The organism is Streptomyces sp. NPDC053750, from assembly GCF_044544295.1.
Taxonomy (GTDB): Bacteria; Actinomycetota; Actinomycetes; order Streptomycetales; family Streptomycetaceae; genus Streptomyces.
In genome coordinates this window covers 191,594-208,323 of the sequence record NZ_JBITXB010000006.1, presented here as the reverse complement: position 1 = coordinate 208,323, position 16,730 = coordinate 191,594, and the positions used below count along the sequence as shown (strand labels likewise).

General features: G+C 70.5%; 15 protein-coding genes and 2 tRNA genes. 10 read left to right on the top strand and 7 right to left on the bottom strand.

Going from position 1 to position 16,730, the window contains the following annotated elements; all coding sequences use genetic code 11:
- The first annotated feature begins 25 nt into the window (after positions 1-25).
- The 4 genes from ACIGO6_RS19255 (at position 26) to ACIGO6_RS19240 (ending at position 3,186) form a co-directional block, all read left to right on the top strand.
- A complete protein-coding gene (locus ACIGO6_RS19255; RefSeq protein ID WP_399877490.1) occupies positions 26-1,147 on the top strand; it encodes an SDR family oxidoreductase in 1,122 nt (373 codons plus the stop codon).
- Between the two features lie 112 nt (positions 1,148-1,259).
- On the top strand, positions 1,260-1,721 hold the full coding sequence (locus tag ACIGO6_RS19250; protein ID WP_399877488.1) for a molybdenum cofactor biosynthesis protein MoaE: 462 nt from the start codon (positions 1,260-1,262) through the stop codon (positions 1,719-1,721).
- Between the two features lie 150 nt (positions 1,722-1,871).
- Entirely contained in the window at positions 1,872-2,036 is a 165-nt protein-coding gene (locus ACIGO6_RS19245) for a hypothetical protein (protein WP_399877486.1), read from the top strand.
- 55 nt (positions 2,037-2,091) lie between these two features.
- A complete protein-coding gene (locus ACIGO6_RS19240) occupies positions 2,092-3,186 on the top strand; it encodes a PDZ domain-containing protein (protein ID WP_399877483.1) in 1,095 nt (364 codons plus the stop codon).
- Between the two features lie 41 nt (positions 3,187-3,227).
- Here the strand turns inward: ACIGO6_RS19240 and ACIGO6_RS19235 are convergent, their stop codons facing one another.
- Positions 3,228-3,770 carry a PPA1309 family protein gene (locus tag ACIGO6_RS19235; protein ID WP_399877481.1) on the bottom strand — a complete coding sequence of 181 codons (543 nt, stop codon included), beginning with the start codon at positions 3,768-3,770 and terminating at the stop codon, positions 3,228-3,230.
- Between the two features lie 164 nt (positions 3,771-3,934).
- Here ACIGO6_RS19235 and ACIGO6_RS19230 point away from each other — a divergent pair, with 164 nt between their 5' ends.
- The 4 genes from ACIGO6_RS19230 to ACIGO6_RS19215 all read left to right on the top strand — a co-directional run bounded on the left by ACIGO6_RS19230 (position 3,935) and on the right by ACIGO6_RS19215 (position 9,454).
- Positions 3,935-6,916, top strand: coding sequence for a UPF0182 family protein (locus ACIGO6_RS19230; RefSeq protein WP_399878181.1), 2,982 nt, complete (start codon positions 3,935-3,937; stop codon positions 6,914-6,916).
- 87 nt (positions 6,917-7,003) lie between these two features.
- A tRNA-Met gene (locus tag ACIGO6_RS19225) sits at positions 7,004-7,077 on the top strand.
- Positions 7,078-7,307: 230 nt separating this feature from the next.
- A complete protein-coding gene (locus ACIGO6_RS19220; RefSeq protein WP_399877478.1) occupies positions 7,308-9,125 on the top strand; it encodes a tetratricopeptide repeat protein in 1,818 nt (605 codons plus the stop codon).
- A 255-nt stretch (positions 9,126-9,380) separates the two neighbouring features.
- Positions 9,381-9,454 (top strand) — tRNA-Met (locus ACIGO6_RS19215).
- Positions 9,455-9,574: 120 nt separating this feature from the next.
- Here ACIGO6_RS19215 and ACIGO6_RS19210 read toward each other — a convergent pair.
- Complete coding sequence (locus ACIGO6_RS19210) at positions 9,575-9,991, bottom strand: Fur family transcriptional regulator (RefSeq protein ID WP_399877475.1); 417 nt, start codon at positions 9,989-9,991, stop codon at positions 9,575-9,577.
- A gap of 144 nt (positions 9,992-10,135) precedes the next feature.
- On the opposite strand from ACIGO6_RS19210, the gene ACIGO6_RS19205 reads away from it, so the two are divergent.
- Positions 10,136-11,587, top strand: coding sequence for a catalase (locus ACIGO6_RS19205; RefSeq protein WP_399877473.1), 1,452 nt, complete (start codon positions 10,136-10,138; stop codon positions 11,585-11,587).
- Between the two features lie 107 nt (positions 11,588-11,694).
- Here the strand turns inward: ACIGO6_RS19205 and ACIGO6_RS19200 are convergent, their stop codons facing one another.
- Positions 11,695-12,102: a cyclic nucleotide-binding/CBS domain-containing protein gene (locus tag ACIGO6_RS19200; RefSeq protein ID WP_399877470.1), complete on the bottom strand. Its 408-nt coding sequence runs from the start codon at positions 12,100-12,102 to the stop codon at positions 11,695-11,697.
- A 131-nt stretch (positions 12,103-12,233) separates the two neighbouring features.
- Positions 12,234-13,034, bottom strand: coding sequence for a histidinol-phosphatase (gene hisN, locus ACIGO6_RS19195; protein ID WP_399877467.1), 801 nt, complete (start codon positions 13,032-13,034; stop codon positions 12,234-12,236).
- 214 nt (positions 13,035-13,248) lie between these two features.
- Here hisN and ACIGO6_RS19190 point away from each other — a divergent pair, with 214 nt between their 5' ends.
- Entirely contained in the window at positions 13,249-13,863 is a 615-nt protein-coding gene (locus ACIGO6_RS19190; RefSeq protein WP_399877465.1) for a TetR/AcrR family transcriptional regulator, read from the top strand.
- Positions 13,864-13,870: 7 nt separating this feature from the next.
- Here the strand turns inward: ACIGO6_RS19190 and ACIGO6_RS19185 are convergent, their stop codons facing one another.
- The 3 genes from ACIGO6_RS19185 to aroA all read right to left on the bottom strand — a co-directional run bounded on the left by ACIGO6_RS19185 (position 13,871) and on the right by aroA (position 16,686).
- Complete coding sequence (locus ACIGO6_RS19185) at positions 13,871-14,194, bottom strand: multidrug efflux SMR transporter (RefSeq protein ID WP_055417941.1); 324 nt, start codon at positions 14,192-14,194, stop codon at positions 13,871-13,873.
- A 149-nt stretch (positions 14,195-14,343) separates the two neighbouring features.
- A complete protein-coding gene (rsgA, locus tag ACIGO6_RS19180; protein ID WP_399877461.1) occupies positions 14,344-15,357 on the bottom strand; it encodes a ribosome small subunit-dependent GTPase A in 1,014 nt (337 codons plus the stop codon).
- A gap of 12 nt (positions 15,358-15,369) precedes the next feature.
- Positions 15,370-16,686, bottom strand: a complete 1,317-nt coding sequence (aroA, locus tag ACIGO6_RS19175; protein WP_399877459.1) for a 3-phosphoshikimate 1-carboxyvinyltransferase — start codon at positions 16,684-16,686, stop codon at positions 15,370-15,372.
- Positions 16,687-16,730: the final 44 nt, after the last annotated feature.

Sequence of the window (16,730 nt, the reverse complement as noted above, 5' to 3'; positions counted from 1 at the left end):
TGAAGACAACCGCTGGAGACGCCCGGTGAGTTCCCCAGATCCGCAGGTTCGCGCAGCGCGAAACCAGTCAACCAGTTCCCTCGGCTCCGGCGCGCGCGGACCCGTCGTCGCGGTCACCGGAGCCGCCTCCGGGATCGGCGCGCTGCTCACGGCGCGCCTCGCCGCGTCCGACGAGGTCAGGCAGGTCGTGGCCATCGACGAACGACGTGGCGAGTGCGCGGCGGCGCAGTGGCAGATCCTGGACGTACGGGACCCGGCCATCGCCGAGAAGCTGCGCGGCGCGGACGTCGTGGTGCACCTGGCGCTCGACCTCGATCTGGAGACCGACGCGGCCGCCCGGACGGCTTACAACGTCCGGGGGACCCAGACCGTCCTGACCGCCGCCGCCGCGGCCGGCGTGCACCGGGTCGTGCTGTGCACGTCCGCGATGGTCTACGGCGCGCTCGAGGACAACGAGCTGCCGCTGTCCGAGGACGCCGAGCTGCGCGCCACGGCCGAGGCCACGGGCGTCGGGGACCTGCTGGAGATCGAGCGGCTCGCGCGCCGCGCGCCGCGCGCGCATCCCGGGCTCAATGTGACCGTCGTCCGGCCCGCGGTGCTGGTCGGAGGCGTGGACACCGCACTGACCAGGTATTTCGAGTCGCCACGGCTGCTCGTGGTGGCCGGGTCCCGGCCGGCCTGGCAGTTCTGTCACGTCGACGATCTGTGCAGCGCTCTGGAGTACGCCGTTCTGGAGAAGGCCGACGGAGAGCTGGCCGTCGGGTGCGACGGGTGGCTGGAGCAGGAGGAGGTCGAGGAGCTCAGCGGGATCCGGCGGATGGAGCTGCCGTCGGCGGTCGCGCTCGGTGCGGCGGCCCGGCTGCACCGGATCGGCCTGACGCCCTCACCGGCCGGGGACCTGGCCTACACGATGTACCCCTGGGTGGTGAGCGGCAGCCGGCTGCACGACGCCGGATGGCGGCCGAAGTACACCAACGAGGAGGTGCTCGCGGAGCTGCTCGAGGAGGTCTCCGGGCGGCACACGGTCGCCGGGCGGCGCCTCGGGCGCAAGGACGCCACGGCCGCGGGAGCCGCCGGTGCGACGGTGGCGCTGCTGGGCGCGGCCGCGGTGGTGCGGCGGGCGCGGAAGGCACGGCGCCGGATCTGAGCGGGCTCCTGCGGCCTGATCGGCCCCCTGTAGGAGGCTCCAAAGCGGTACGCGCGCGTGCCGGGTGATAGCGCTATTCCGCGCTGTCCGTGCCGTGGGGCACGATGGGCGTATGGCAACCACGAACGACCACCCCGGTGAGCAGGCCGCACCGGACCCCGTCAAGCTGATCGGCATCCGGGAGACGCCCCTCTCCGTGGACGAGGTCTTCCGGGCCGTCGGGGACGACGCGGCCGGGGGGACCGCGCTGTTCGTGGGGACCGTGCGGAACCACGACGGCGGGACCGACGTCGACCGGCTCGGGTACTCGTGCCATCCCAGTGCCGAGGCCGAGATGCGGCGGATCGCGGAGAAGGTCGTCGCGGAGTACCCCGTACGGGCCCTCGCGGCCGTACACCGCGTGGGGGATCTGCAGGTCGGGGACCTCGCGGTGGTGGTCGCGGTGTCGTGCCCGCACCGGGGAGAGGCATTCGACGCCTGCCGCAAGCTGATCGACGACCTGAAGCACGAAGTGCCCATCTGGAAGCATCAGACGTTCTCCGACGGCACCGAGGAATGGGTGGGCGCCTGCTGAAGGCGGCCCCTGCACCCCTGAGCCCCTGCACCCCTGTGTGACCGTGTGGCCCCGGTTGCGTAACCGGCACCCCGGCGTGAGCGTTGTCACTGCGGATGGTTAATCTGCTGATCAGTCAGTGGCGGACACTCACGGGGTTGGGAGGTCGGCATGGCAGCACTTGCCTGGTTGCTGATTCCGCTTTTGGCTGCTGTCGGCGCGGGTCTGTGGGGCAGCTGGGCCAACCGGACCCGCAAGGCCCGGAGCGACGGTCCCGAGCTGGACGGGTACGCGCGGTTCCGTGAGGCCATGGAGCGGCCCCGCACCGGAGCCTGACCGGACGGCGCAGCCCTGACGGTGCTCTGACAGTCACGTCCCGTACTGTCGTGCCATGCCACGCCGCACCGCGACGATGCTCGCCTCCACCCTGATGCTGATCGCGCTCCTGTGCGCGGGTGTGTTCATTCCCGTGCCGTACTCGGAGATGTCCCCGGGGCCGACGGTGAACACGCTGGGGGACCACGACGGCGAGCCGGTGCTGCAGATCTCCGGGCACAAGACCTACGAGGCGAGCGGTCATCTGAACATGACCACCGTCCGTGTCACCAGCGCCGAGTACCGGATGAACCTCGTGGAGGCCGTCTACGGGTGGCTCGCGCACGACAACCGCGTGGTGCCGCACGAGACCCTCTACCCGGACGGCAAGACCGAGGAAGAGGCCACCCAGGAGAACGCCGAGGAGTTCAGCCAGTCCCAGGAGAGCGCCAAGGTCGCCGCGCTGAAGGCGCTCGACATCCCGGTGAAGTCCTGGGTGGTCGTCTCCACGGTCGTCAAGGACTCCCCGGCCGAGGGCAGGCTGCACGCCGGTGACGTGATCAAGGCCGTGGACGGCACCGCGGTCAAGAAGCCCGCCGACGTCGCCGAACTGGTGACCAAGCACGAGCCCGGGCAGGACGTCGTCTTCACCATCGTGCCCGCCAAGGAACAGGCCGCCGCGGAGAAGGAGGGGCGGACGCCCACCCGGACGCAGAAGGTCGCGATCACCACCGCGGCCTCCGACGACGCGGGCGAGAAGCGCGCCATCGTCGGAATCTCCGCGGGGACCGATCACACGTTCCCCTTCTCCGTCGACATCAAGCTGGCCGACGTCGGCGGCCCGAGCGCCGGCCTGATGTTCGCCCTCGGCATCTACGACAAGCTCACTCCGGGTGACCTCACCGGCGGCAAGTTCGTCGCCGGCACCGGGACGATCGACGACAACGGCAAGATCGGCCCGATCGGTGGCATCGGCATGAAGACCATCGGGGCGCGCGACAAGGGCGCGCAGTACTTCCTGACGCCCGCCGACAACTGCGCGGCCGCCGCCGAGGACATCCCCGACGGGCTCACCCTCGTGAAGGTGGACACCATCGACGACGCCCTCGGCGCACTTGAGGACATCCGCTCCGGGAAGACCGGCGACCTGCCGAAGTGCACGACCGGCTGACCGAGCGGGCGGCCACGCAGGGCCCCTCGGGGCCCGTGGGACTACTCCTCGAACGTCGCGGTCAGCGCCTGCGCCAGCCCCGGCACCAAGTCGGAGCCCGTGAGGACCTCCGTGGCGGAGTCCTTCTCCCGCAGCCGCAGCGCCGAGTCGCGGGCGCCGTCGCGCAGCACCGCGACCGTCATGCGGACCTCCTGGCGGTCCGGGTGCTCCGCCACCCACCGCGCCAGCTTCGCCTCGTTCAGGCCCTGCGGGACCTGCGCCTCGGCGGACGGCGGCAGCATCAGGCGCTCCACCACGAGCGCGCACCCGACCACCGCGTCGGGCCAGGCGATGGTGCCCAGGAACTCGTCCAGAGGCTGGTCCGTTGGAATTTCGTCCTGCTCGATCGGGGTCAGGCCGGAGCTCTCCGGCTCGTCCTGCAGACCGAGCCGGTCCGCGAGCGAGGGCTGGTCGGCCCGCAGCCGCGCGGTGTCGACAAGTGCAAAGAGGCGTGCGGGCTGGTCCCAGCCCAGGCCGGAGACGTACTCGTCGATCTCGAGTACGGCCCGGGTGAGGGGGCTCGCTGCCATGGGGGTGTTGGACATGGTCACAATCCTGCCTCGTTACTGGCCCGAATCGGGAACCGAGTAAACGATGAGTAAGTTGCATAAGTGTGGGCCCACGATCACGGGGGCGCACGGGGGGCCCGCGAACCCGAGGGCCTGACGGATCAACAGCGAACTTCGAGGTGCGCACCTTGGCTTTCCAGATGCCGGACCGCGGCGGAGGCCCCCCGACGGGGCCGCGGATCAGAGTGGGCCGCCCGTCCCGGCGTGTCCGAACCCTGCTGATGACTCTTGGTGTCCTCGCCGTGCTCGGCATGGCGTTCACCATGTTCGCGGGCTTCTGGACGGACTGGCTGTGGTATCGGTCGGTCCACTACTCGTCGGTGTTCACGACGACCCTGTGGACCAAGATCGGACTCTTCTTCGTGTTCGGTCTGCTGATGGCGCTCGCCGTCGGGTTCAACATCTGGCTGGCCCACCGGCTGCGGCCGCCGCTGAGCGCCATGTCGATGGAGCAGCAGAACCTCGACCGGTACCGGATGGGCATCGCCCCGTACAAGAAGTGGCTGCTGTTCGGCATCACCGCCCTGGTCGGCCTGATCGCCGGCGCCTCGGCGGCCGGCCAGTGGCGGACCTGGCTGATGTGGGTCAACGGCGTGCCGTTCGGCCAGAAGGACCCCCAGTTCAAGCTGGACGTCTCCTTCTACGCCTTCGACCTGCCCTGGTACCGGTTCCTGCTCGGCTTCGGCTTCGCAGCCGTGATCATCTCCGTGATCGCCGCCGCGCTCACCCACTACCTGTACGGCGGACTGCGCGTCACCAGCCCGGGCGCGCGCGCCACGGCCGCGGCCACCGGACACCTCTCGGTGCTCATCGGTGTCTTCGTCGCCCTCAAGGCCGTCGCCTACTGGCTCGACCGGTACGGGCTGGCGGTGAAGTCGAGCGACTTCAAGGCCACCGACAACTGGACGGGTCTGCGGTACGTCGACGCCAACGCCTATCTGCCCGCCAAGACGATCCTCTTCTGCATCGCGGTCATCTGCGCGCTGCTGTTCTTCGCCACCCTGTGGCGGCGCACCTGGCAGCTGCCCGTGATCGGCTTCGGCCTGATGGTGCTCTCCGCGATCCTCATCGGCGGTCTGTACCCGGCCCTGGTCCAGAAGTTCCAGGTCCAGCCGAACGAGCAGGCCAAGGAAGCGCCGTACGTCGAGAAGAACCTCAAGGCGACGCGCGAGGCATACGGGATCGAGGGCACCCAGGTCTCCGAGTACGCGGGCAAGAGCGAGACCAAGGACAAGACCAAGCTCCGTGACGACGTGGATGCCGCGGCATCCATCCGGATCATGGACCCGAATGTCATCTCGCCGACGTTCCAGCAGCTCCAGCAGATGCGGAACTACTACGCGTTCCCGACCAACCTGGACGTCGACCGTTACGCCAAGGACGGCAAGGACCAGGACACGGTCATCGGTCTGCGCGAGCTGAATCTCGCCGGCATTCCGAAGAAGAACTGGATCAACAACCACTTCCGCTACACCCACGGCTACGGCGTGGTCGCGGCCAAGGGCACCCAGGTCGACTCCGAGGGCCGCCCGGTCTTCACCGAGTCCAACCTGCCGTCCGAGGGCGACCTCCCGAGGTACGAGCAGCGGATCTACTACGGCGAGAAGACCACCACCTACTCGATCGTCGGCGGTCCCCAGAAGGAGATCGACTACTCCGACGACACCGGGGAGAAGACCTTCAGCTACAAGGGCGACGGCGGGGTCGACCTGTCCAACCCGATCAACCGGGCGGCGTACGCGGCGGCGTTCAGCGAGCCGCAGATCCTCTACTCCGGCGCGATCGGCGAGGGCTCGCGGATCCTGTACAACCGCACGCCCAAGGAGCGCGTCGAGGCGGTCGCCCCGTGGCTGACCATCGACGGTGACGCCTACCCCGCGGTGGTGGACGGCCGTATCCAGTGGATCGTCGACGCGTACACGACGACGAACGGCTATCCGTACGCCTCCCGCACGACGCTCGGCGACACCACGGCCGACTCGCTGACCGCGGCCAACGACCAGCGTGCGGTGGTGGCCCAGCAGAACCAGGTCAACTACATCCGCAACTCCGTGAAGGCGACCGTCGACGCGTACAGCGGTGACGTCAAGCTCTACGAGTGGGACACCCAGGATCCGGTCCTGAAGACCTGGATGAAGGCGTTCCCGGACACGGTGCAGGACAAGAGCGAGATCTCCAGCGACCTGATGGCGCATCTGCGCTACCCGCAGGACCTGTTCAAGGTCCAGCGCGAGCTGCTCACCCGCTATCACGTGAAGGACGCGAACACCTTCCTCAGCGGCAGCGAGGTGTGGCAGGTGCCGGACGACCCGACCAACAAGTCGGGCGACGCGGTGCCGCCGTACTACCTGAGCATGAAGATGCCCGACCAGGACCAGCAGGCCTTCTCGCTGACGACGACGTTCACGCCCAACGGGCGGGACAACCTCAGCGCGTTCATGGCGGTCGACGCCGAGGCCGGGACGGAGGGCTACGGCAAGATCAGAATCCTGAAACTGCCGACGAGCACGACCGTCGACGGTCCCAAACAGGTCCAGAGCCAGTTCAACTCCGAACAGGACATCGCCGAGTCCATCAGGCTGCTGAGAGGCGGCGACTCGGAGGTCGAGTACGGAAACCTGCTGACGGTGCCGCTCGACGGAGGCCTGTTGTACGTGGAGCCGGTCTACGTACGCGGTGGCGACCTCAAGTACCCCTTGCTGCGCAAGGTGCTGGTGAGCTACGGAGGCACCACCGCCTTCGAGGACACGCTCGACGAGGCCCTCAGCAAGGTCTTCGGAGCGCAGGAGTCCGGGACCGGGACCGAGCCACCACCGGAGGAGGGTGACGACACGGCCGAGCCGCCACCGACGTCCACCAGCCCCACGGTCCGGGAAGCGCTGAGCGATGCGCAGAAGGCCTTCGAGGCCGGCCAGAAGGCCCTGGAGCAGAAGGACCTCGCCGCGTACGCCGAGGCGCAGAAGGACCTGGAGGAGGCGCTGCAGCGGGCCGAGGACGCTCAGGCCAAGGCCGACCAGAGCGCCGGCGGCAAGAACGGGGACGACAAGAACCCGGGCGACAAGAGCGGGGACGGCACGGCCAGTCCGAGTCCGACTCCGACCGGGGGCTCCGGCGGCGGCTGACCCCGCCGCTCGAGCCGGGAGCTCGAGCCGGGCATTCGAGCTGGTCAAGGCCCATCCCGCGCCGTGATACGGTTGTGAACACAACGGCGCGGGGTGGAGCAGCTCGGTAGCTCGCTGGGCTCATAACCCAGAGGTCGCAGGTTCAAATCCTGTCCCCGCTACTGAAGTCGTGAGCTACGTGCGAGCGACCACGAAGGCCCGGATCCCACCAGGGATCCGGGCCTTCGTGATGTGCGAACGCATGTACCGATGGTGGCGACGGCCGCGTCGGCAAGGGGAGTTGAGGAGATCTGTGTTTGACTTGTCTCCCTGTGGGCATGTCGACAAAACGCTGAAGTGACCTCACTGGCTGCGGTATACCGGATGTACCCAGGTTGCAGGTGGTGCGACGATGGACGTTATGGGGGACATGGCAAATCTGTTCGGGACAGGGCGTTTTGCCCAGCCGTCCGGTCAGGAGGACACCGCGGACGAGGCTCAGGAAGCCGCCGACGAGGCCGCCGAGGAAGTACGCCGGCGGCTTGCCGCCGATGCCGGTGACGTCGAGGCGATGAGCGTCCTCGGCGCGATGCTGCTGCGCCGCGGCGACTTCGACGGGGCCGAGTCCCATCTGCGCGCCGCCACCGCGGCCGGTGACCGAGCCGCCGCCAACAACCTGGGCGTCCTGCTCCACCAGCGCGGTTACGCCGACGAGGCCGCCGGATGGTGGCGGATCGCCGCCGTCGCCGGGTCCGCCGCGGCCGCCCACGCGCTGGGAAGGCACTTCCGTGAGCGCGGGGACGAGCCCGCCGCCGAGTACTGGCTGTGCCAGTCCGCCGAACAGGGCCATGTACTGGGCGCCTACGCACTCGCCGACCTGCTGGAACACCGGGGCGACGACGCCGGCGCCGAGCGGTGGATGCGGGCCGCCGCGGAGCGTGGGCACCGGGAGGCCGCGTACCGGCTGGCCCGGACGCTGGACCGGCGCGCCGGGAGGAAGGCCGAGGACGACGGGGCGGCGCCGGCCGAAGGGGCCGAGCAGTGGTACCGGCAGGCCGCCGCGCGCGGCCACCGGCGGGCCGCACTCCACCTCGGGGCGATCCTGGAGAAGCGGGGCGAGCTCAAGGAGGCCGGCCGCTGGTACCTGACCTCGGCCAAGGACGGTGAGGCACGCGCGGCCTGCGCGCTCGGCTTCCTGCTGCGGGACGCCGGCGACACCGAGAGCGCCGCCGTGTGGTGGCTGCGGGCCGCGCAGGACGGCGACGGCAACGCGGCCAACGCGCTGGGCGCGCTGCACGCCGAGCGCGGCGAGACCCAGACCGCGGAGCGGTGGTACCGGGCCGCGATGGACGCCGGGGACGACAACGGGGCGTACAACCTCGGACTGCTCTGCGCCGAACAGGGACGGACCGCGCAGGCCGAGCAGTGGTACCGGCGGGCCGCCTACGCCGGACACCGGGAGGCATCCAACGCGCTGGCGATCCTGCTTCTGCAGAGCGGGGACGAGACCGGCGCCGAGCCGTGGTTCTCCAAGGCCGCCGAGGCGGGCAGCGTCGACGCCGCCTTCAACCTCGGGATCCTGCACGCCGGGCGGCACGAGGACCGGGCCGCGCTGCGCTGGTACGAGCGGGCCGCCGCAGCCGGGCACACGGAGGCGGCGCTGCAGGTCGGCATGGCGCGGCTGCGCGACGGGGACGAGCGCGAGGCCGAGCGGTTCCTGCGGTGCGCGGCGGGGGGCGGCAGTGCGGAGGCCGCGTACCGGCTGGCGACGGTACTCGACGCACGCCGGCCGCCCCCGCCCGCGCACGAGCTGGGGGAGCCGGCGCGGGAGAGGTCCGAGTGCGAGGAGTGGTACGAGCGGGCGGCCTCCCAGGGGCACCGCCGGGCCCAGGTGCGGGTCGGGATGCTGGCCGCGGCGCGGGGGGACGTGGTGGAGGCGGCGCAGTGGTACCGGGAGGCGGCCGAGGCGGGGTCCCGCAACGGCGCGTTCAATCTCGGGCTGCTGCTGGCCCGGGAGGGGAGCGAGCCGGAGGCCGTCGTGTGGTGGCGCCGGGCGGCCGACGCCGGGCACGGGCGGGCGGCGCTGCGGCTCGCGCTGGTCTGCGCGCGGCGGGGGGAGCTGGCGGAGGGGCAGCGGTGGGCGGACCGGGCGGTGTCGCTGGGGCCGCGGGAGGTGGCGGAGCGGGCGGCTCGGTTGCGGGATGCGTTGCGGCAGGAGTTGTCGGCGTGACGCTGCGCTGAGCTTGGGCGCGTTGGGAAGCGCCGGGTGCTGGTGCTGGACGGGGGTGGGTCGCGCGGCCCGGCGCTACGGGGTGCCTCCCCCACTCTCGGCTTCGCTCGAGCGGGGGACCCCCACCGCCCACCCGTGCCGCCCTGGGGGTGCCTCCCGGGCCGTTCAGGCACTGGGGGAGGCACGACTGCCCGCAGCTGGGCTGGGGGTGATTTGCTTCTGGTCGTGCGGTTGACGTAATGTTCCATTCATCGACGCGGGGTGGAGCAGCTCGGTAGCTCGCTGGGCTCATAACCCAGAGGTCGCAGGTTCAAATCCTGTCCCCGCTACTGAAGGCCGAGGGCCGGAATCCGAAAGGGTTCCGGCCCTCGGTGCGTTGACTGCCGTACGTCCCCACGCCAAAGCCCCGGCACCCATCGGTGCCGGGGCTTTCGTGCGTGTGGAGTGGCTTACGCCGCGGCGCAGTTCGGGCAGGTGCCGCGGTAGGTCACCTCGACGTCCGAGACGGTGAAGCCGAAGCGCTCCGAGTCGGGCAGATCGGCCAGCGGGTTGCCGATCGGGTGGACGTCGCGGATCGCACCGCACTGGGCGCAGACCAGGTGGTGGTGCGGCTGGTGCGCGTTCGGGTCGTAGCGCTTGGCGCGCTTGTCCGTCGCGACTTCCAGCACCTCACCGAGCGACACGAGCTCACCCAGGGTGTTGTAGACGGTCGCCCGGGAGATCTCGGGGAGCTTGTCCACGGCCCTGGCGTGCACCTCGTCGGCCGTCAGGTGGACGTGTTCGCCGTCGAGGACCTCGGCCACGACGCGCCGCTGCGCGGTCATGCGCCAGCCGCGTCCACGCAGCCGTTCCAGTAGGTCACTCATACAGACCAGCCTAACAGCAAGGGGGACCAGGTCCCGAACGTGTGTGACTTTGGAGTCTTGCTTGACTTAGACATTGTCCATTGTAGGATCGGCAGTGGCATTAGCCAAGGGACAGGTTTTGCAGGATTGGCGCAGGAGGCGTACGTGACTCAGGGACCGCTCACTACGGAGGCCGGTGCTCCGGTAGCCGACAACCAGAACAGCGAGACCGCGGGCGTCGGCGGCCCCGTGCTCGTCCAGGACCAGCTCCTCCTGGAGAAGCTGGCCCACTTCAACCGTGAGCGCATCCCGGAGCGTGTCGTGCACGCCCGTGGCGCCGGCGCCTACGGCACCTTCACGGTCACCGCCGATGTCACCAAGTACACGCGGGCGAAGTTCCTGTCCGAGGTCGGCAAGGAGACGGAGACCTTCCTCCGCTTCTCGACCGTGGCGGGCAACCTGGGTGCGGCGGACGCCGTTCGTGACCCGCGCGGCTTCGCGCTGAAGTTCTACACCGAAGAGGGCAACTACGACCTCGTCGGCAACAACACCCCGGTGTTCTTCATCAAGGACGCCATCAAGTTCCCCGACTTCATCCACACCCAGAAGCGCGACCCCTACACGGGTTCGACGGAGATGGACAACGTCTGGGACTTCTGGAGCCTGTCGCCCGAGTCGACGCACCAGGTGACCTGGCTGTTCGGTGACCGCGGCATCCCGGCGTCGTACCGCCACATGGACGGCTTCGGTTCGCACACGTACCAGTGGAACAACGAGGCCGGCGAGGCCTTCTGGGTCAAGTACCACTTCAAGACCGACCAGGGCATCAAGTGCCTCACCCAGGCCGAGGCCGACAAGCTCGCCGGTGAGGACCCCGACTCCCACCAGCGCGACCTGCGTCAGGCCATCGAGCGGGGCGAGTTCCCGTCCTGGACCGTCGGCGTGCAGATCATGCCCGTCGCCGAGGCCGCGACGTACCGCTTCAACCCGTTCGACCTGACCAAGGTGTGGCCGCACGCGGACTACCCGATCGTCTGGTTCGGCAAGCTGGAGCTCAACCGCAACCCGGAGAACGTCTTCGCCGAGGTCGAGCAGTCGATCTTCTCCCCGGCGCACTTCGTGCCCGGCATCGGTCCGTCCCCGGACAAGATGCTCCAGGGTCGTCTGTTCGCCTACGGCGACGCGCACCGCTACCGCGTCGGCATCAACGCCGACCACCTGCCGGTGAACCGCCCGCACGCCACCGAGGCGCGCACCAACTCCCGTGACGGCTTCCTGTACGACGGTCGCCACAAGGGTGCGAAGAACTACGAGCCGAACAGCTTCGGCGGCCCGTTCCAGACGGACCGGGCGCTGTGGCAGCCGGTCGCGGTCTCCGGTGTCACCGGTGAGACCGAGGCTCCGTCGCACGCCGAGGACAACGACTTCGTCCAGGCGGGCAACCTCTACCGGCTGATGACGGACGAGGAGAAGGAGCGCCTGGTGAACAACCTGGCGGGTGCCATCTCCCAGGTCTCGCGCGAGGACATCATCGAGCGCGCGATCAACAACTTCCGTCAGGCCGACGGTGACTTCGGCAAGCGGCTGGAGGCCGCGGTCCAGGCCCTGCGCGGCTGACGTCCAGCACTGGACCGCTTGTCGTAGCGGCGGGCCGGATCCCCGGGAACGGGGGTCCGGCCCGTTCGTCGTTCCCGTTCGTTGTTGTCGTGTGTCGTTCCCGTCCGTCAGGCCGTCACCACCGGTGCGTTGTGCCGCGGGCGGGCCGGCGCCCAGCAGCGGATGATGTCGCGGACCGAGACGATGCCGGCGGGCTCGCCGCCGTCGAGGACGATGAGGTGGCGGAAGCCGCCGTGCGCCATCGCCCCGGCCGCCTCCTCCACGGTCCAGGACGGCGTCGCGAACACGACGTCGGTGGTGGTGTGGGCGTGGGCGCGTTCGGTGTCCGGGTCCTGGCCCAGGCCCACGGAGACGAGGACGTCGCGTTCGGTGAGGATGCCGATGCCGCCGGCGTCGGGGTCGTACACCACGGCCGCGCCGACGCGGCGCGCGGACATCAGTGCGGCGGCCTGGCGGAGGGTGTGGGCGGGGCCGATGGTGAGGACGACCGTGCTCATGGCTTCGCGGACGAGCATGGGTGGAGCCACCTCCTGCCGGTGATCCATGAGTTGGTTCATGGATTCACAAGTTCACAAGTGGGGGAACCCTCAGAGTGGCAGGTAAAGCGCGGGTCAACAAGGGGGCGCGGAGGGGGAGTTGGCGGCGCTCAGTAGCGCTGGTTGAGATAGCCGAGCAACTCGTCGTGCAGTCGGCCGTTGGACGCCGCCGCGTTGCCGCTGTGCGGACCGGGGCGGCCGTCGAGGCCGGTGAAGGTGCCGCCCGCCTCCGTGACGATGATCGCGTTCGCGGCCATGTCCCAGAGCGAGAGCTCGGGTTCCGCGCAGAGGTCCACCGAGCCCTCGGCGACCATCATGTACGGCCAGAAGTCGCCGTACGCGCGCGTGCGCCACACCTCGCGGGTCAGGTCGAGGAAGCCGTCCAGTCGGCCCTGCTCCTCCCAGCCGCTGAGCGAGGAGTACGCGAAGGAGGCGTCGGAGAGCGTCGAGACTTGGGAGACCTGCAGCCGGGAGGCGGAGGTCAGGCTACGGCCGGTGAAGGCGCCGTGGCCCTTCGCGGCCCACCAGCGGCGGCCGAGGGCCGGGGCGGAGACGAGGCCGACGACGGGCTGATAGCCGCCCTCGCCGGCCTCCATGAGGGCGATGAGGGTGGCCCAGACGGGGACGCCGCGCACGTAGTTCTTGGTGCCGTCGATCGGGTCGATCACCCAGCGGCGGGGGCCGGTGCCCTCGACGCCGTACTCCTCGCCGAGGACGGCGTCGCGGGGGCGGGCGCGGGCGAGGTGGCCCCGGATGAGTTCCTCGGCGGCCTTGTCCGCCTCGCTCACCGGGGTCATGTCCGGCTTGGTCTCGACCTTCAGGTCGAGGGCCTTGAAGCGGTCCATTGTCGCGGCGTCGGCGGCGTCCGCGAGGACGTGGGCGAGGCGGAGGTCGTCGAGGTAGTCGGCCATGCGGTCACGGTATCGGGCGGGGGCGGGGCGGGGCCACTGAGGGTTTGGCGGGGTGGTGTGTTGCGTGCGGGTGCGTTGGCGCGGGGCGGGGGTGACTGCCCGCAGCTGCGGCGGCACGACTGTCCGCAGCTGGGGCGGAGGTCTGTCGTGAGTCTTGACAGTGCTCCCATACCCGTCAAATCTGGGCACCAAGTCGGTCGGCCCGAGGGAGGCGATGGTGCCTGCAGCCCGGGAGTCCCTGCTCGATGCCGCTTGTACGGCGCTGGCGCGTCGGCCGTGGTCCGCTGTGCGGATGGTGGACGTGGCGGCGGCGGCCGGGGTGTCCCGGCAGACGCTGTACAACGAGTTCGGGAGCAAGGAGGGGCTCGCCCGGGCGCTCGTCCGCAGGGAGGCCGACGGCTATCTCATCGGCGTGGAGCGCGCGCTCTCGGGCCCAGGCGACCCCTGCGAGCGCCTCACCGCGACCGCCGAGTGGACCGCGTCGGCCGCCCGGGACAACGCGCTGGTGCGGGCCCTGCTCACCGGATGCTGGAGCGAGCGGCTGCCCTCGCCGACCCTGACGGCGGTGCCGTCCTCCTCCGCGGTGCCGGCGCAGCGCCGGGCCGACGGTCCGCTGCCCGCGCCCGGCGACTTCGTGGCCCTCGTCCGCGACCGTGCCGTGGCCGTCCTGAACGGTGCCGGCACGCTTCCCTCACCGGGCCCCGCCGAGCTGGCCCGCTCCTGCGAACTGGCCGTGCGCCTCGCGCTGTCCTGTGTCGCGGCTCCGCCCGGCGAGGTCGGGGTGGCGGACCTCGTACGATCCGCGCTCGCGCGGCAGTTGACGTCCTGACGTCCGGTCAGTGGGCCGAGCCGGACAGTTGCAGACCGATCACGCCGATGATGACCAGGCTGATCGAGACGATCTTCAGGGTCGAGACCAGGTCGCCCAGGAACACCATGCCGTAAATGGCGGTACCCGCGGCGCCGATGCCGGTCCACACCGCGTACGCGGGGCCGACGTCGAGTTTCTTCAGGGACATGGTCAGCAGGCCGAAACTGCCCAGCGCGAAGACGCAGAAGGCGACGGTGGGCCAGAGCCGGGTGAAGCCGTGCGACAGCTTCAGGCAGACGGCGAACCCGGTTTCGAGCACCCCGGCAACTATGACCAGCAGCCACGCCATGTCTCGTCCTCCCGTAGTCCCGTACCGTGACCGCTGCGTCGCCTGGTCCTCGTCGCTACCCGGCTTCGTCCGGACTTTGCTCAGGCTTGGATCCGGCTTGGTGCGATTATGCACTTACCGATCTCGCGGTACGGCAAACAACGCGGAGGTCAGTCGCCCTCCTTCCGCTCCCGCGTCGACAGCAGCCTGCGCAGCGAGTACAGCCGCGCCGGGTCGGCGTGACCTTCGGCGACCCACGCGTCCAGCGCGCAGTCGGGCTCGTCGTGGCTGCACGCGCGCGGGCAGCCCTCCGTACCGGGCTCCAGGTCGGGGAAGGCGTGAATCACCCGCGACGGGTCGATGTGCGCGAGGCCGAACGACCGTACGCCCGGGGTGTCGACGACCCAGCCGCCCGTGTCCGAGGACAGCGGCAGCGCGAGGGCCGAGGTCGTCGTGTGCCGGCCGCGTCCCGTCACCGCGTTGACGTGTCCCGTCGTACGGCGGCGGTCCTCGGGGACCAGTGCGTTGACGAGCGTCGTCTTGCCGACGCCCGAGTGGCCGACGAAGGCCGTGACCTTGCCCTCCAGATGCTCCCGTACGCGGTCGGCGGCGTCGCCGTTCTCCAGTTCCTCGCGGCTGGTGACCACGTAGGGGATGTCCAACGCGCCGTACAGTTCGAGCAGTTCGTCGGGCGGGGCGAGGTCGGACTTGGTCATCACCAGCAGCGGGGTGAGGCCGCCGTCGAACGCCGCGACCAGGCAGCGGTCGATCAGGCGGGGGCGCGGCTCGGGGTCGGCGAGGGCGGTGACGATGGCGAGCTGGTCGGCGTTGGCGACGACCACGCGCTCGTAGGGGTCGTCGTCGTCCGCCGTGCGGCGCAGGACCGAGGTGCGCTCCTCGATGCGCACGATGCGCGCGAGGGTGTCCTTCGTGCCGGACAGATCACCGACCAGCGCCACCCGGTCGCCGACGATCGCCGCCTTGCGGCCCAGTTCCCGTGCCTTCATCGCCATGACGACCCGGTCCTCGACGAGGCAGGTCAGCCGGCCCCGGTCCACGGTGAGGACCAGACCCGCGGCGGCGTCCTCGTGCTTGGGCCGGATGTGGGTGCGCGGCCGGTTGCCCTTGCGGTTGGGACGGGAGCGGATGTCGTCCTCGTCGGTGTGCTTGCCGTAGCGGCGCATGGCGAACCGTCCCTACGCCCCGAGCATCCCGGTCCACAGGTCGGGGAATTCGGGGAGGGTCTTGGCGGTCGTCGCCACGTTCTCGATCTCCACGCCCTCGACCGCGAGGCCGATGATCGCGCCGGCGGTGGCCATGCGGTGGTCCTCGTAGGTGTGGAAGATGCCGCCGTGCAGGGGGCGCGGGCGGATGTGCAGGCCGTCGGCGGTCTCGGTGACGTCACCGCCGAGTTCGTTGATCTCCTTGGTGAGCGCGGCCAGGCGGTCCGTCTCGTGCAGGCGCAGGTGCGCCACCCCGCGCAAGGTCGACGGAGAGTCCGCGAGGGCGGCGACGGCCGCGATGCCCGGGGTCAGCTCGCCGACCTCGCCGAGGTCGACGTCGATGCCGTGCACGGCGCCCGATCCCGTGAAGACGAGCCCGTAGTCCGTCAGTTCGCAGGAACCGCCCATTTCGGTGAAGATCTCGCGGAGCCGGTCGCCGGGCTGGGTGGTGCGGGACGGCCAGTCGGGGATCACGACCCTGCCGCCGGTCACGAGCGCCGCCGCCAGGAACGGCTGGGCGTTGGAGAGGTCCGGCTCGATGGTCAGGTCCCGGCCGAGCAGCGCGCCCGGCGTGACCCGCCAGACGTTCGGCTCGCCGCCGGACTCCGGGGTGTCGACCTGGGCGCCGACCGAGCGCAGCATGTCGACGGTCATCCGGATGTGCGGCATCGACGGCAGCGCCGCACCGGTGTGGCGGACCTCGACGCCCTGGTTGAAGCGCGGGCCGGACAGCAGCAGGGCGCTGACGAACTGCGAGGACGAGGACGCGTCGATCTCGACCGGGCCGCCCTCCAGGGCCCCGCCGCCGTGCACGGTCATCGGCAGCGCGCCGCGCCCGTCGTCGTCGATGCGGGCACCCAGGACGCGCAGCGCGTCGATCACGCCGTGCAGCGGACGCTCGTACGAACGCGGGTCGCCGTCGAAGCGGATGGCGCCGTCGGCGAGCGTGGCGACCGGGGGCAGGAAGCGCATGACCGTGCCGGCGTTGCCGACGTCGACCGTGGCCGGGCCGCGCAGGCCGGCCGGGATGACCCGCCAGAACTCGCCGGTGCCCTCCGGGCCGACGCCTTCCTCGATCTCGACGCCCATCGCGCGCAGGGCGCCGGCCATCAGCAGGGTGTCGCGGGAGCGCAGCGGGCGGCGCAGCCAGCCGGGCTCGGAGGCGAGGGCGGCCAGCACCAGGGCGCGGTTGGTGACCGACTTGGACCCGGGCACGTGGACGGTCGCGTCGACGGCCCCGCTCGCGAGCGGGGCGGGCCAGAGGGCGGTGTGCGCGGGGTTCACGGTCATGGGCCCCACTTTAATGGCTGAGGACGATCGGAGATCTTGATCAA

Coding starts and splice junctions, on each gene's coding strand:
- hisN (WP_399877467.1), bottom strand. CDS start 13,034: ATGGCCGACTACCTCGACGACCTCCGCCTCGCCCACGTCCTCGCGGAC.
- ACIGO6_RS19190 (WP_399877465.1), top strand. CDS start 13,249: ATGGTGCCTGCAGCCCGGGAGTCCCTGCTCGATGCCGCTTGTACGGCG.
- aroA (WP_399877459.1), bottom strand. CDS start 16,686: ATGACCGTGAACCCCGCGCACACCGCCCTCTGGCCCGCCCCGCTCGCG.
- ACIGO6_RS19210 (WP_399877475.1), bottom strand. CDS start 9,991: ATGAGTGACCTACTGGAACGGCTGCGTGGACGCGGCTGGCGCATGACC.
- ACIGO6_RS19235 (WP_399877481.1), bottom strand. CDS start 3,770: ATGTCCAACACCCCCATGGCAGCGAGCCCCCTCACCCGGGCCGTACTC.
- ACIGO6_RS19200 (WP_399877470.1), bottom strand. CDS start 12,102: ATGCTCGTCCGCGAAGCCATGAGCACGGTCGTCCTCACCATCGGCCCC.
- ACIGO6_RS19220 (WP_399877478.1), top strand. CDS start 7,308: ATGGACGTTATGGGGGACATGGCAAATCTGTTCGGGACAGGGCGTTTT.
- ACIGO6_RS19240 (WP_399877483.1), top strand. CDS start 2,092: ATGCCACGCCGCACCGCGACGATGCTCGCCTCCACCCTGATGCTGATC.
- ACIGO6_RS19245 (WP_399877486.1), top strand. CDS start 1,872: ATGGCAGCACTTGCCTGGTTGCTGATTCCGCTTTTGGCTGCTGTCGGC.
- rsgA (WP_399877461.1), bottom strand. CDS start 15,357: ATGCGCCGCTACGGCAAGCACACCGACGAGGACGACATCCGCTCCCGT.
- ACIGO6_RS19230 (WP_399878181.1), top strand. CDS start 3,935: ATGCCGGACCGCGGCGGAGGCCCCCCGACGGGGCCGCGGATCAGAGTG.
- ACIGO6_RS19185 (WP_055417941.1), bottom strand. CDS start 14,194: ATGGCGTGGCTGCTGGTCATAGTTGCCGGGGTGCTCGAAACCGGGTTC.
- ACIGO6_RS19250 (WP_399877488.1), top strand. CDS start 1,260: ATGGCAACCACGAACGACCACCCCGGTGAGCAGGCCGCACCGGACCCC.